Raw genomic sequence first — 13,289 nt, 5'->3', positions numbered from 1 at the left:
TGATCTAGAGCGGTGGTTGTGCTGGTCAGCGGAGCAAGTCCCTGGCGCTATTCGGCTTATGGGCAACTTAATAATTTATAGCCTGCGACCTAGCCGCTTCCCCTGATTTGAGCTAATTGGTCATATCCATGTCAACTCCCAGTTTAAAAGAATGTGCTGCTCCTGTTCCGATTTGTTCCCAAACCACTGATCTAACTGCCCTACTGGAAATTTTTCACGCATCAGGGAGTGACTCGATTGTTGTGGTCAGTGAGCAGCAATATCCTCTGGGAGTCGTGAATCTGCGACAGGTTATGCCCCATCTCCTGACCGGGGCGACGTCAGCAGCAACTCTAGGAACAACCGCAACTAGAGATTTCTCTCAACGGCTCTCGGAATTGGAACCCTCTGTAATTGAACCCCTAGAGATTCTACCAGCATCGTTGACAATCAGCCAGTTCTGGACTATCTTAACCGACTTGGGTAGGGGAAAACCAGACACACGCTTCGATACATCCAACATTCCCTACCCAGAAGGTTCCAGACAATGGGCATTAGTCGAACCCAATGGTAGCTTTTTGGGACTGCTCAATAGCTGGCAATTATTGAAATTCTTAGCACCATTACCCCAGACTGAGGATGTAGAGACATTGCATGCAACGTCTCTACGTCAGGGCGGGTTCTGCACAAACGCTACCATCAATAGCCAAAAGAAAGTTTCATTACCCACCCCGACAAACCATTCCCTCGAGAATCGCGAAGGATTCCCCAATCCCCAATCACCCTTAGTCCAACTCCTCGAACAACTACCCCTACCCCTGAGTTTACAAACCGCAACCGGGCAAGTCTTGTCCGAAAATCGGGCTTGGCGTCAGCAGATAGGGTTATCCTGGGAGCAGCCAACTGGGATAGAATCAACCTCGGTTGAATCACCCTCCAACCTAGGCATCCTCAACCCTAACACTCAGCCCGACTCAACCCGCCACTGTGCCAATGGGCAGACAAATCCTCAGGTGACAGAACCATTAGCGGTAGCTGAACCGAACCCCACCCATAAGCCGCTTAACAATAGAGAGAAGCCAGTAACTTGGGGGGTTGGTGATCAAACTCAGCCAACATTCACTTCCCCTAGAACGATGGGTTTTGACTGTGCAGGCGATCGCACTCACCTCATGACACCCCATGCTCAACATCCAGAACTTGAGTCTCCAGCAACATCTCAGTATCCTCAAGACTCACACCGGGATGGGGAAACCCTAGAAATGACGAAAAAAATCCAGGATCGCCAGTTTGTGTTGACAAAAATGCCTCTACCTCCCTCGTTGTTCCCCGAATTGACAACTGAGGACTGGAACGGCACACCATGGGAAGATACACCATGGCACGTCTGTACCCAACCCGATACAGCCAACCCAACGATCCCGAAAAATACCCTCAATCCCCCTAATTCACAGCTTTGGTTAGTCATGGCGCAAGACACGACGACTCAACAGCAAGTCGCTCAAGAACTGACTGCCAAAAATGCGGATTTAGTCCAACTCAACCGCCTGAAAGACGAGTTTTTAGCCTGTATTAGCCATGAACTGAAGACGCCACTCACCGCCGTTTTAGGATTATCAACCCTGCTCAAAGACCAGTCATTAGGCGAACTCAATGAACGTCAAGCGCGTTATGCTCGGTTGATTTACCAAAATGGGCGTCAACTGATGGCAGTGGTCAATGATATTCTGGATCTAACGCGCATGGAAACGGGTCAGCTTGAACTGACGTTAGAACCAGTGCAGATTCAGAGCCTGTGCGATCGCGCTTATCAACAAGCCCTGCAAGTCTACTCAGACAACAATCCTAATCACGAAGGCGCAACCCCCGACATCTCCTTTGTATTAGACATCGAACCCGGTCTAGACACCATCATTGCCGACGAACTACGGCTGCGGCAAATGCTGGCACACCTGCTATCCAATGCACTCAAATTTACCGACAGCCAAAACACCGTCGGTTTAAAGGTTAACAATCAAGATGGCTGGATAGCCTTTACCATCTGGGACACAGGGATTGGCATTCCCGAAGACAAGCAGCACTTGATTTTCCAGAAATTCCAGCAGTTGGAAGAACCGCTCACTCGTCAGTTTGAGGGGACAGGGTTAGGATTAGTCTTAACCCAACGCTTGGCTCGCTTGCATGGAGGAGATATCTCGTTTATCTCTAAAAACGGCAACGGTAGCGAGTTTACCCTGCTCCTTCCCCCCTGTCCCCCTTCGGGCAGGGATTTGGCAGAGACTGAGGACTGGGGACAGGCAAACACCAACGTCTCATCCCCCAATCGTAACCGCTTGGTGTTAATTGTGGAAACTGTACCCCGGTATCTAGAAAGCCTGACGGTGCAGCTAAAACAATTAGGCTATTGGGCGGTCAACGCTCGTTCGGGTCCAGAAGCCCTCTCCAAAGCGCGTAGCTTACAACCGAGCATCATTTTACTCAATCCTCTTCTCCCACAAGTTTCGGGTTGGGATGTACTGACATTACTTAAGTCTGATCTGCAAACCCGTCACATCCCCATCTTAGTTACAGCGACTCAAGCTGAAAAAGAACAGGCTGATCAAAATAACGCCGATGGCTTCTTAAGTTTACCGGTTCAAGCGGAAGCATTAGCCAAAAGCCTGACTTGCTTGGGTAAACATCAGCCTCCCGTCACTCAGGTTCTAACGCTGCTTTATCTGAGTGCGGGGTTAGTCGAGGTTCCCCCGGAATCGTCAAGACTAATTTCTCAGTTAACCGATAGACTCAGTTGCCAACATTCAGATCTCAAATACCGGGTACTGGAAGCCGATGATTTAGAACAAGCAGAATTATTGGCGCGGGTTTGGCATCCAGATATTGTTTTGCTCGACGGGGCTGGGATCAATGATGCCCCAGGTTACTTTAAAACCTATTTGTTATATCCCACATTAGCGGATCTGCCCCTGATTACCCTGGATCATCAAACCACACAAGCTGCCAATCAAGCGATCGGTCTTTCTGTCTATCCTTGTTTAGCCCCAGATAACCCCCAGAAAATTACCACACTGCTGCAAGTGATTCAAATTGCGGCTGGTGTGAGTCGCAAGTCGAGTATTCTGATCTTTGATCTGGGCGACACTCAAGGAGTTAGTCCAAAACCTCACGCTTTAAATCCTAATTCCGTTACACCTTACACCCCTTGGTTACGGGCATTGATTCAATATCTACAAGCGGCTGGATTTAGAAGTCTATTCTCCCAGTGTTGGTCAGATGTCTATCATCAACTTCAAGCACAAATGGTTGATGTGCTGCTGATTCGGATCAAGGATATTGAAAATGATTTGGGCGTGGTTCAAGGATTAAAAGAGTTGAATCAGCTCCCGAATCGACCCCCGATTCTTTTGCTGGATCATCGATTGCCCGATTCCTCCCTCAATGTTGGAATCTCTGAGTCTGATAAAAGAACGACGGAATTAGAGTCGCAATTGCAAAGCGTGGCTACTAAAATTTTGCCCGGTCGTTCCTATTCCATGAGTCAATTGTTAGAACAAATTCATCAGGTTCTCGGCTAAGGTATATCCAAGCCAGATCCCCGACTTCTTGGAGAAGTTGGGGATCTCTGTTCTTACCGATCAACAATTAATTTGGTATGAATTCCTAGATAAGAGTGGCTGCCAATTCTCACCTCTAAATTTGAGGCTCTGTCAAAATAGACGATAGTCGCGGTAATCATCGCGAGTCCGAGGAGGATGACGCCAATATCAATTTTTTCCATGGTAGTATGCCCTCATTGCTGATACCTTCAACAATAGACGGCTGACTCCATGGGAAGAGAATACACAGGACAAGTTACTGAATTGACTATGACATAGGGGTTTAACTTAACCAAGATTGGGGAACGGTTAGCTTTGGGGAGTGGACAATTTCTCAGCTAGCACGGTTACTATAGGATCTGCTGAATAAGTCTTGTGGTGGGGAGAGGCAATAGGCAACAGGCAACAGGCAACAGTTAACTGTTAACAGGTAAGGTAGAGTTTGAGTTAACTTCCCCCGCTTCCCCATCTTCCCCATCTTCCTCATTTCAATGTAAATCTTCTTCCCAAATGCCGATATAGATTCGTCCCTCTTGTTGGCGTTCAATCACGCCTTCGAGATAGTCTAGCTGAAAGGAAAACTGCCGAGATTGACGTTGCCACACTTGTTCTAATCCCTGTTGGATTTGCTGATTCAGCTTGCACCCTAACATTCCATTCAATGTCAACAATACTGTCTGGGAATCAACTTCAGCCGTAAAGGAGGCTTCGGTTTGTCGAATTCGTAGAGAATTTCGGTCAAACAGAAAACCTAAGCTAATTTGATCCGGTATTAATTCATAGAATACAGCACGAGTATTGGGCCAATAACCGCGTGCGGTTCCGGTGGGAGTGCCTAATAAACGCATCACGTCTTCTTTGGTAATTCCTGGCTGAAAGGCGGGAATGCCAACGCCTGTCGGAACTTCTCGACATCGCGTTTCAATCATGTCCCCTAGAGGAGGTGGAAAGACGTTGATGGATTCTAAGGGGAATGTAGAGGGCTTTGAGGCAAGTAGGGAACTCAGTTGCAACCGCGTTAGTGGTGAGAAAAATTGAGCGGATAGCACGACAGGGAAAACCTCGGCTATCAGGCAATTTATAATGATGACTATTACCATGATAATTTTCTGAGGATTTAGAGTGGTAAAGCACCGCCGATAATCGGGTTAATTTACCTAATAATTGGCAATTACAAAGTTATAAATAGGATTAGATTTATACTCAAATAATGGCGCATTTTTTAGGACTATCCAAACATTACGCCTTAAATAATTCGGTTAAAAAACTGTCGCTCGTTTTTTACGAGTACATCATTTTTCTGGTCATCCCGCCATCAATGACAAAATTCGCACCCGTGATAAATGTGGCTGGAGAAGCGGCGAGATAAACAGCAAAAGCAGCAATGTCTTCGGGTTTGCCCACTCTACCCGCCGGATGTTGTTGATGATCCTGGGGGGTTAATTGGAGTTGATGTCTAGTTGAGGGCTTTTGCCATTCACTAACATCTATCCATCCTGGACTAATGCAGTTGACTCGAATATCTGGACCGAGGCTAATGGCAAGGGCATGAGTTAAGGCGACAATTCCGCCTTTAGCCGCCGCATACGCTTCTGTATTCGGTTCAGACATAAACGCTCTAGTCGAAGCTATATTAATAATTATGCCTTGGTTTGGCTTGAGATAGGGAACAGTATATTTGGCACAAAGAAATGCCCCCGTTAAATTAGTCGTTAGCTTGTGATTCCAATCGTCTAAACTGAGTTCTGTGATTGGCGGATTTTCGGGATTGGCAATCGCCGCATTATTGACTAAAACATCGATTCTGCCCCATTGGTTTTGGGTGGCTTGAATCGCCTGTTTCACAGACTCTTCCTGGGAAATATCCGTTTGCATAAATTGAATTGAACCAAGGGGTTGAAACTCGGCGGCTGTAGCTGTTCCGGCTTCTGGATCAAGTTCTGCGATCGCGACGTTCATTCCTTGTTCTAAGAAGGCTTTCGCGATCGCCTTGCCAATCCCTTGTCCGCCTCCGGTAACAATGGCGACTTTCCTGTGCAAGCTCATCGGTTACTATCCCCTAATCCTTAGGATTGAGCCGCCCGTTGTTGTTTCAGATAGGTAAAAACTGACTTATCGCCAATATCAGGGGGAATTGGCTGCATTGCCTTACGCACCGCAAAGATTAAAAATAGAACTGTCCACAGTCCTAAAAGCACCTGTTCCGCCGTGGCGGGTAACACATTAACTAAATGTCCCAGTAACAAGACGGGTACTAGGGGAGTCAGCAGTTTGGTTTCAAAGCGGTTGAAACAAAAGGCTTCTTTGAAATAAATCCCCGTTAACGCCGCAAACACAAAGCCAATCCCGAACAGGGTAACGGGTTGGTTATACACGAAAAGGGCGAGGGGTTCGCTAGTCTGGATGGCAAACACACCAGCCGAAATCGTGCCAATTCCCCAAAACAGTTGGAGGAGGCGGTGTAGGGGGGCTAAATAGATATGAATCGTTGCTAAACTCACGCCTAGTGCTACACAGAACAAGCCATACAGGGGCGTGAGGGCGGTTAAAATGGTGGGATTATCCGGTTGCCACAAGACCAACCCACTAGCGATCGCAAAACTCAATGCCGCGATCATCAGGCTACTGCGGTATACAATAACGCCGACGCGATCGTTGTCGGTAATCGTAAATTCGCCAAATTGACCCTGGTACACCTCAGAGTCCCATTGTTGTTGTAATACCATTGTTATCTCTTTTCCTTTCAATACCACGAGGGGCTGACTGTAGAGACGCGCCATGGCGCGTCTCTACACCACATCTCCCTTATCTCCCAGCCAATGCCCTCTGTCTTTATATAATTTAACCTTTCATTTCCGTGGTGACAGCCACATCGACCCGATTTCCAGACGCGCCATGGCGCGTCTCTACACCTAACTCTAACTGCAACTCAGATTGAGCGCTACCGCCATTCACAGCAATTTCGACCCAACCGTGACTCCCAATTAAGGCGATAAGTTCTCCGAGGGGGCGATCGCTATAGGTTTGACCCGTGGGGATCTGGCGCTGGTTGACGGTGACTGACCCCATTTTTCCCCTCACGTCATCGGCGGGAATATTGGTGATCAGGTTGCCGAAATGGTCAATATACTGGATAGAACCCGTGATCCCCGTCGCGGTTTTGGTCAGTTCCGGGATTGGCAATTGTACCAGAGTGCCAGGTTCGATCACTGATCCCAACTCGTTTAAGGAAACACCACTGGCAAGATGTGCGCCGACGGGGGCAAATATATCTCGACCATGGAATGTTTGACTAGGGGTGGGGGTGCGCCAGAATTCTGGGTTAGTGAGTTCAACGGCAAAAACAATCGTACTTTGGGTTAAGATACCGCTAAACAATCCATTATCAGGTCCGACGAGGAAACCGTCATCCGCTTGTAGCGCGATCGCACGACGCTGACTACCTACACCGGGATCAACCACCGCGACATGGATGGTGCGATCGGGAAAATAGGGATAGGCGTTCATCAGGTTAAATCGGGCGGCGGCGATGTTTTGTCGAGGAATCTCGTGGGTGAGATCGATGATCGTCAGGGCTGGGTTAATTTGGGCGATGACGCCTTTCATGACTCCCACGTAGACATCGTTGATGCCAAAGTCGCTTAATAGGGTGATGATTGGAGTTGTAGACATAGCATTAAGTTAACTGTTCTGGGCGGTTGAAACCACAGCTACACAAACGAAACCCGCCTGCGCGGGTTTCCACACCCTAGTTTTTCTCTCTTTCCTTTGATCAATAATCAGTTTCAGTACCACTTAAGGATCTCTCCATTTCAGATCATCGCCCTCAAGATGATAATCCTGTAAACCAAGACGCGCATCCTGCAACCAGTTTTTATTCTGCTTGCGATCGCCTTGAGTCATGATATTTCTATTTGCTGCTTAGGAAGAGGGTGTTAGGTTTCGCTTTCATCAACCCAACCTACAACCTAATTTTGAGACTGTGAACCCGTTTTAACGGGTTTTAGCTTTTAGCCTGAACTTTAGTTCAAGGCTCAAGTCTTAGGAAGAGGGTGTTGGGTTTCGCTTTCACTCAACCCAACCTACAACCTTTCTGATTCAATGATATGGATAAAACTCCTATCTTGCAGCACTGGTAATAAATCCTCACTTACTACGAACGGTTTTGTTCGTGTAGCTGCGGTTTCTAACCGCCCAGCTAAATTGTTGTGGGGAATTTTTTATTATCACAATCCTCATCAACGGAATGCGATCGCGCTTCGGTTAGGGCGCACGTCTATGCGTCCCTACGGGATTGTGGTATTGTTATCCCCATCAACGGAATGCGATCGCGAAGACAGCGCAACTACGAACCTTCGCTAACTTACTTTTGCTGTTTCACGTACAGACTCAATAAAATGAATGATCTCTTGAATAAACGGCGCTTGGCGTAAAATCTCAGCACCTTCATATTTCAATTGTGCAATAATCTGTAACTGATTTTGAACTTCTTTTGACTGAGAAAGCAATTGCTCTAAAGCTCTTTTAGGTTGAAAACTTGCCAAATTCAGTACATCTTGAGGAGGAGTGTATCCGAGTAAACGTGAAAGCAAAGAAACATCTTGAAAAAAAATAGTTTCCATTTCCGGAACAGCAGTAATCACTTTGACAGGTGTATTCACCGCTACACGTTTAACTATTTGCTCAATATTTTCAATGCGCTCTTGAATAAACTCAGGGTCTACTGAATCTGCATCAACGACAATAATGACTGGTACTTGCCTACGAACGAGCAAAGAACGAGCAAGTGACTTAACAGCATATAGCCCACCAGCCTCCACAACTTCCACATTATTCAGACATTTTTCTGGCAGCACAGTTTTCAGTAATTGTTTATCTAACGATCCTTCAGTCAAAATATAACCAATCATGGGATGTCTCTCTCTCTAATGTCGTAATCTGGAAATGCATTTTCTACACAAACACGATATTTCAGAGTTAATAGTTCGCAAATGATTTCATTCTCTAATACATACTTTATTTCTTCTCCATGCCACAGTAGAATTGCCTGCGGTAGTGAAAAGTGTGAAAGATGGCGAGCTGCCTCGGTGAAGCCAGTTCGGCTAAAAACTAATCCAACCGTACCTGCGGGGCGACGTAAAAGTTGATTACGGAGTTTGGCGATAGGAGTAACATCAACGTTGGTTTTGAAGTCTTTACTTTCAACTAAACAAGAAAGTCCAGAGCAATAGACGGCGCCATCAATTTGCTCAACTTCTTCTTCAAACAGTTGTACTCTGTAGGGATACTTTACCTCTGCGCCATCTAGTTGAAAGGCTCGTATAACCAGATACTCAAAGGCTTTGCCCTGCTCCCATCCTGGTGTGTTACGTTTCTCGATGTTGTCCCATAGCGCTCGTAATCCATCCCATTGCAGCGATGCTATTATACTTTCGTATTGTTCTGCTGTAGCCAATTATAGTCCTCCCACTATAGCAATCCTATTTAGGTCGTGGCAATTTTCAAAAATGAAACCCTTGCTATACCTGGGTTTCGAGCATTTTGCTTGTTGCATCCTATTTAGGATTGCTATATAGGCTTCTAAAGTTATCTGTAAGTCTATCAGATTCAAAAATATAAGTCAGGACACACATCGGTGCGCCCCTACATAATGAATTATGCCATGATCATTCCTATCAGTGCGATCTAGCCGACGAAGACAGCGCAACTACGAACCTTCCGCCATCACCATCCCCATCAGTGCGATCGCAGGGGCATTATAATCAATCGCATATTCGTTCGTGGCATAAGATCGCTGATCATCCACATAACTTAGCGGACCCAATCCTTTCGGAGCAATTCCATCCTGGGCTTCTGTATTCGCCCCCCCTACCATTAACCCAGGAATTACCGTCTTTTTCGCGACAGCAACTCGGTGATGCACATTGCGGACTGAATTTGACCCCACAGCCGTAACAAAGGATAGATTAAAATGATTGCGTCCTAACAAATAATCTAACTGATCCACCGCCGCCTGATAATACGCTTGATCCCCGGTTAGTTTATAGGCATAAAACAAGGTAATTCCTTCCTCCGCTACCATCTTATTCGACGCCCAAATAAACTTATCCAGTGCCAAGCGATAGCCACTGCGATTCACCGTATCCAGTAACCGATCTGCCCGTTCTAATAACTTCTGCTTCATTTGCGCCTTCAGATTTTCTAACCCTTGCTGACGCGGTTGCAACAGATAATCTGCCATCCCTAATGCTGAGGGATCTTTCCATTCAAATAGAGTATACGATAACCCAGGAAGCTCTTGCTCTAAATACTCCGAAAAACTTGCCTCCCCTGTCGTAATCAACAATTCCGCCGCCGCCCAAAAACGGTCATCTTTATCCGTCTTTAACGACGCTTCCTTGTCCCATTCCCCAGCTAGATATTTTCCTGAACCACTATCATCCCCCTCAACCCAATCCACACGCATAGAGGGTTCATTTTGCAAAAATTCCCAAGCTTTTTGCGCCGCTTTTAAATAATTCTTCGCCAACAACACATCATAGTCTGAATATACTCGCGCCGCCATAGCTAACGCTGCGGCAAACTTCCCTGTTTCTGGTGTGGAAATTCCATAAATATAGCGAGGTTGGATATCTTCATTCGGTAGAATCATGGGGGGCCATTCTTTCCCCGAAAGCTTGCGATAAACCGCACCATCGCGCCGTTGCATGGTCAGCATCCAATCCAATCCCACTTTCATTTCATCCAATACATCGGGACTGCCATTTCCACTTTCAGGAATCATCAATTGGCGGTCAGAAAATAGCGACGGATATTGCTCATATAAACTTAATAAACGACCCACAGTTACCGCCGTGGGTCCAACATATTTACCAAAATCGCCCGCATCATGCCAACCCCCTTGGGCGCGTTTCATTTCACCCGCCCGATGCATGTCATCGGTATGGGCAAAGGTGCCATCATTTAAATGGCAAGGAGAATGACCAATCCCATTAATAGAATCCCGTATGGCTACCCCGCAGCGTTGTAAATAGTAGGAACGTAGCATTTTGTTGAAAGCATCTTGATAAATAGCCTGACCAATTTCAAAGGGGTAGGACTGAATTTCTCCAATTTTCAGAAAATAGCGTCCGGGGCGGTTGAATGTGGTGAAATCAATCCTTTGGATACTATCTTGACTGGCTGTATCTTGTATCGGCGCTGACAACTTAGTCTCGAAAACGGGGCGGTTATTGCGGACGTTAATTAATTGGACGGGATTGGTGGTAGAAGAATTGTAATTGAGTAAAAAGACTACCTTAGGATGGGTTGTTGAATATCCGACTTGGTTAATCAAAAGTTTACTTGGGTTATCTGGGTTTATCGTTTGCGCTTGTCCTTTAGCCCAGAATCCATAAGCCATCGATATTGCCCAACCGAGGAAAAAACGTCTATCGATTTTCATGACATCATTCCATCCTATTCATTTACAGAGTTTAATCTGTAGACGCACCTTTAATTCCTAAAAAATTAATCACCTAAAGGTTTGAGGAGAGGGCGAACCAAGTCAAGTCAGGGCGGGTTTTGTACAAACGTTATTATCAATAGCTGCACGAAAGTCCCTAAACCCGCCCCTACACACTCACGCACTATACCCTCGAAAGTCGTGAAGCATCAAAACTATTTCACCCCTCTTTTGGCGGTTCAACTCCCCAAATTAATTGTCCACTATTATAAACCGGAATATGAGTACGTTTGCCCTTCCCAGCTTGTTCTAGCATCTCTTGGTACGACCAATCATTAGTCATAGTCCAGCTTCCTGTCGGCGTACTCACCTGAAATTGGACATCTTTTTTATAATAAACTTCTCCTCCAGGATAAAGTTGTGTCCCATCCACATCCACCTGAATATAATAAATCGTTGGGGAATTTTGCCAAGGATTGAGTCCAGATACCGTTATTCCTGATTCAGGGCTAGCATTGACTGTAATATCCCTTGGGTTTCCTCCGGCTTCAATCACCTCACTACTATCAATAAAATAGCGAAACGATAAATTAGGAATAATCCGGGCGGGCCACGCGGACTGGTTATAAATTGTGGCTTGAACCTCCATCAAATTATCACTCAGTTGATTCCCTTGCGCCTCGACAAAAAATTCATCACTTCGTTGTTCTGGTTCCGGAAAATTGGCTAAAGAATTACCCCCATATTTCTGATAAAGTTTCGCCACAGCACCCGTAAATCCAGCATTATAATCTGTGGCAACTTCAGTCATCTGAAAATTAGACCGTTCATCGATATAATTATCCTGCTGATCGGGTCCGCCAACTAAGGCTCCATACAAAATATGTCGCGTTTCTTCCGGAATTTCTTTACTATTTGCCCAAGAACCATGGGCTGTTCGATGATGGGGTTGTCTGGGTGGGTTCTTGCCAAATCCGACCACATAACTGCGCTGATCTGGATTCGATCCTAACATATAATTAATCTGCCGTTCGGCAAAGGCATGATATTTGCGTCGCGTCCAAGGCGAGTCTACTGAGTCCCCATAAATAAAGGCTAAAAATGCCGTTTTTGCCGCATATCTCAACGAACCCCATTCATCCAGCCAAGCCAGTCCTCCTGGAGTATAAGAGATGTGCTGCCAGTGACAGCGATCGCACCAATAGTCTAACCAACGTTCGGCGTCTTGTCGATACTTATTTTTCCCCGTTAATTCAGCTAATAAGACATAACTGCCATAAGATTTATCATCCCAGGTATGTGTCCAATTATAAGCGAGAGTCGCATTAGGTTGATCCCTTAACTGCTCATAATAGGCTTCAGATTTCTGTAAATACTCTGGCGCTTCTGTTGCTCGATAAAGCCATGCTGCACCCCAAACCAGCTCATCGGTATAACCACTGGATTTATAATACTCTGCCGCCTCAGTAATGCAATCCGAATAGATTCCCTGATAGTCCTCAGCAAAGTCATAGAGTTCCTGGGCATGTTTTAGCAAAGTTTGGGCATAATTCGCATCAGTTGCTTGAAAAACCATAGCTGAAGCTGCCATCGCCGCAGCCGTTTCTCCAGCTAAATCAGAACCCGGACAAGTGGCATCAATTTTATAGGAAGGACGCTCCATCGGCATCACCTCCGCTGCTCCCCACCACCCATGATCTAAACTTCCTTTACCCACCTGACCCCACAACACTGTTGGTGCAGGATGAGCTTTAATAAAATAGTCATTAACCCAGCGTAAATTATCCAGCATGGCATTATATTGACCACTTTGTTTGTAAGCGTCTTCGTATTCAATGACGCCCCAAGCCAAAAGCGTAGTCGAAGCTGCCATGGGAAAGCCAAATTTTAGATGATCCCCGGCATCATACCAGCCTCCGGTTAAGTCAATCCCATTATCTGCACCATCATTTAATGCCGAATCCCCCCGCCATTCCACCCGATTATTGGCAGGCAGTGTTCCGGATCGCTGTACATCATAAAAATAAACCGCTTTCTGCAATACCTCACCGTAATTGTACTGATTGCCTGCCAGGGAGTCTTGACCCAAAACATTGAATACACCGAACATCCAATAATGAAGGCAATTAAAGCTTAAAATAAAGACCGTCAGTAAAAAAATGATCAGGAATTTAATCAGAGTACGGGCTTTAAACATAACGTTGGGGTTATCCAGATTAATCTCATACTAGCTTAGTCAGTTCCTGAAGCCATCCGAAAATTCACTCAATTGC

At 46.0% G+C, this 13,289-nt stretch carries 11 protein-coding genes; 2 read left to right on the top strand and 9 right to left on the bottom strand.

Annotated elements, in window-relative coordinates:
* The first annotated feature begins 128 nt into the window (after positions 1–128).
* On the top strand, positions 129–3,551 hold the full coding sequence (locus RID53_RS27880) for an ATP-binding response regulator (RefSeq protein ID WP_446391189.1): 3,423 nt from the start codon (positions 129–131) through the stop codon (positions 3,549–3,551).
* Between the two features lie 53 nt (positions 3,552–3,604).
* On the opposite strand, the gene RID53_RS27875 is transcribed toward RID53_RS27880, so the two are convergent.
* The 5 genes from RID53_RS27875 to RID53_RS27855 form a co-directional block, all read right to left on the bottom strand.
* Positions 3,605–3,754, bottom strand: a complete 150-nt coding sequence (locus RID53_RS27875; protein WP_446391188.1) for a hypothetical protein — start codon at positions 3,752–3,754, stop codon at positions 3,605–3,607.
* Between the two features lie 306 nt (positions 3,755–4,060).
* Positions 4,061–4,672 (bottom strand): hypothetical protein, encoded by a 612-nt coding sequence (locus RID53_RS27870; RefSeq protein ID WP_446391187.1) that lies wholly within the window; start codon positions 4,670–4,672, stop codon positions 4,061–4,063.
* 181 nt (positions 4,673–4,853) lie between these two features.
* Positions 4,854–5,618, bottom strand: coding sequence for an SDR family oxidoreductase (locus tag RID53_RS27865; protein WP_446391186.1), 765 nt, complete (start codon positions 5,616–5,618; stop codon positions 4,854–4,856).
* 20 nt (positions 5,619–5,638) lie between these two features.
* Positions 5,639–6,298 carry a DUF2301 domain-containing membrane protein gene (locus RID53_RS27860; protein ID WP_446391205.1) on the bottom strand — a complete coding sequence of 220 codons (660 nt, stop codon included), beginning with the start codon at positions 6,296–6,298 and terminating at the stop codon, positions 5,639–5,641.
* Between the two features lie 115 nt (positions 6,299–6,413).
* Positions 6,414–7,244 (bottom strand): SAM hydrolase/SAM-dependent halogenase family protein, encoded by an 831-nt coding sequence (locus RID53_RS27855; protein ID WP_446391185.1) that lies wholly within the window; start codon positions 7,242–7,244, stop codon positions 6,414–6,416.
* A 429-nt stretch (positions 7,245–7,673) separates the two neighbouring features.
* Between RID53_RS27855 and RID53_RS27850 the strand changes: the two genes are divergently transcribed.
* Positions 7,674–7,934: a hypothetical protein gene (locus RID53_RS27850; protein WP_446391184.1), complete on the top strand. Its 261-nt coding sequence runs from the start codon at positions 7,674–7,676 to the stop codon at positions 7,932–7,934.
* On the opposite strand, the gene RID53_RS27845 is transcribed toward RID53_RS27850, so the two are convergent.
* From RID53_RS27845 to RID53_RS27830, 4 genes are all read right to left on the bottom strand, one after another.
* On the bottom strand, positions 7,931–8,482 hold the full coding sequence (locus RID53_RS27845) for a hypothetical protein (RefSeq protein WP_446391183.1): 552 nt from the start codon (positions 8,480–8,482) through the stop codon (positions 7,931–7,933). The two genes, RID53_RS27850 and RID53_RS27845, sit on opposite strands and share 4 nt — an antisense overlap.
* Complete coding sequence (locus RID53_RS27840) at positions 8,479–9,027, bottom strand: restriction endonuclease (RefSeq protein ID WP_446391182.1); 549 nt, start codon at positions 9,025–9,027, stop codon at positions 8,479–8,481. The genes RID53_RS27845 and RID53_RS27840 overlap by 4 nt, the downstream gene beginning before the upstream one ends.
* Positions 9,028–9,279: 252 nt before the next feature.
* Positions 9,280–11,016, bottom strand: coding sequence for a glycoside hydrolase family 9 protein (locus RID53_RS27835; protein ID WP_446391181.1), 1,737 nt, complete (start codon positions 11,014–11,016; stop codon positions 9,280–9,282).
* 220 nt (positions 11,017–11,236) lie between these two features.
* Positions 11,237–13,213: a glycoside hydrolase family 9 protein gene (locus tag RID53_RS27830; RefSeq protein WP_446391180.1), complete on the bottom strand. Its 1,977-nt coding sequence runs from the start codon at positions 13,211–13,213 to the stop codon at positions 11,237–11,239.
* Positions 13,214–13,289 lie beyond the last annotated feature (76 nt).

This window comes from Coleofasciculus sp. B1-GNL1-01 (assembly GCF_040220235.1).
In the GTDB taxonomy this organism is placed as follows: Bacteria; Cyanobacteriota; Cyanobacteriia; order Cyanobacteriales; family Coleofasciculaceae; genus Coleofasciculus.
This window is presented reverse-complemented; position numbering and strand designations above follow the sequence as displayed.

Coding starts and splice junctions, on each gene's coding strand:
- RID53_RS27880 (WP_446391189.1), top strand. CDS start 129: ATGTCAACTCCCAGTTTAAAAGAATGTGCTGCTCCTGTTCCGATTTGT.
- RID53_RS27875 (WP_446391188.1), bottom strand. CDS start 3,754: ATGGAAAAAATTGATATTGGCGTCATCCTCCTCGGACTCGCGATGATT.
- RID53_RS27870 (WP_446391187.1), bottom strand. CDS start 4,672: ATGGTAATAGTCATCATTATAAATTGCCTGATAGCCGAGGTTTTCCCT.
- RID53_RS27865 (WP_446391186.1), bottom strand. CDS start 5,618: ATGAGCTTGCACAGGAAAGTCGCCATTGTTACCGGAGGCGGACAAGGG.
- RID53_RS27860 (WP_446391205.1), bottom strand. CDS start 6,298: ATGGTATTACAACAACAATGGGACTCTGAGGTGTACCAGGGTCAATTT.
- RID53_RS27855 (WP_446391185.1), bottom strand. CDS start 7,244: ATGTCTACAACTCCAATCATCACCCTATTAAGCGACTTTGGCATCAAC.
- RID53_RS27850 (WP_446391184.1), top strand. CDS start 7,674: ATGATATGGATAAAACTCCTATCTTGCAGCACTGGTAATAAATCCTCA.
- RID53_RS27845 (WP_446391183.1), bottom strand. CDS start 8,482: ATGATTGGTTATATTTTGACTGAAGGATCGTTAGATAAACAATTACTG.
- RID53_RS27835 (WP_446391181.1), bottom strand. CDS start 11,016: ATGAAAATCGATAGACGTTTTTTCCTCGGTTGGGCAATATCGATGGCT.
- RID53_RS27830 (WP_446391180.1), bottom strand. CDS start 13,213: ATGTTTAAAGCCCGTACTCTGATTAAATTCCTGATCATTTTTTTACTG.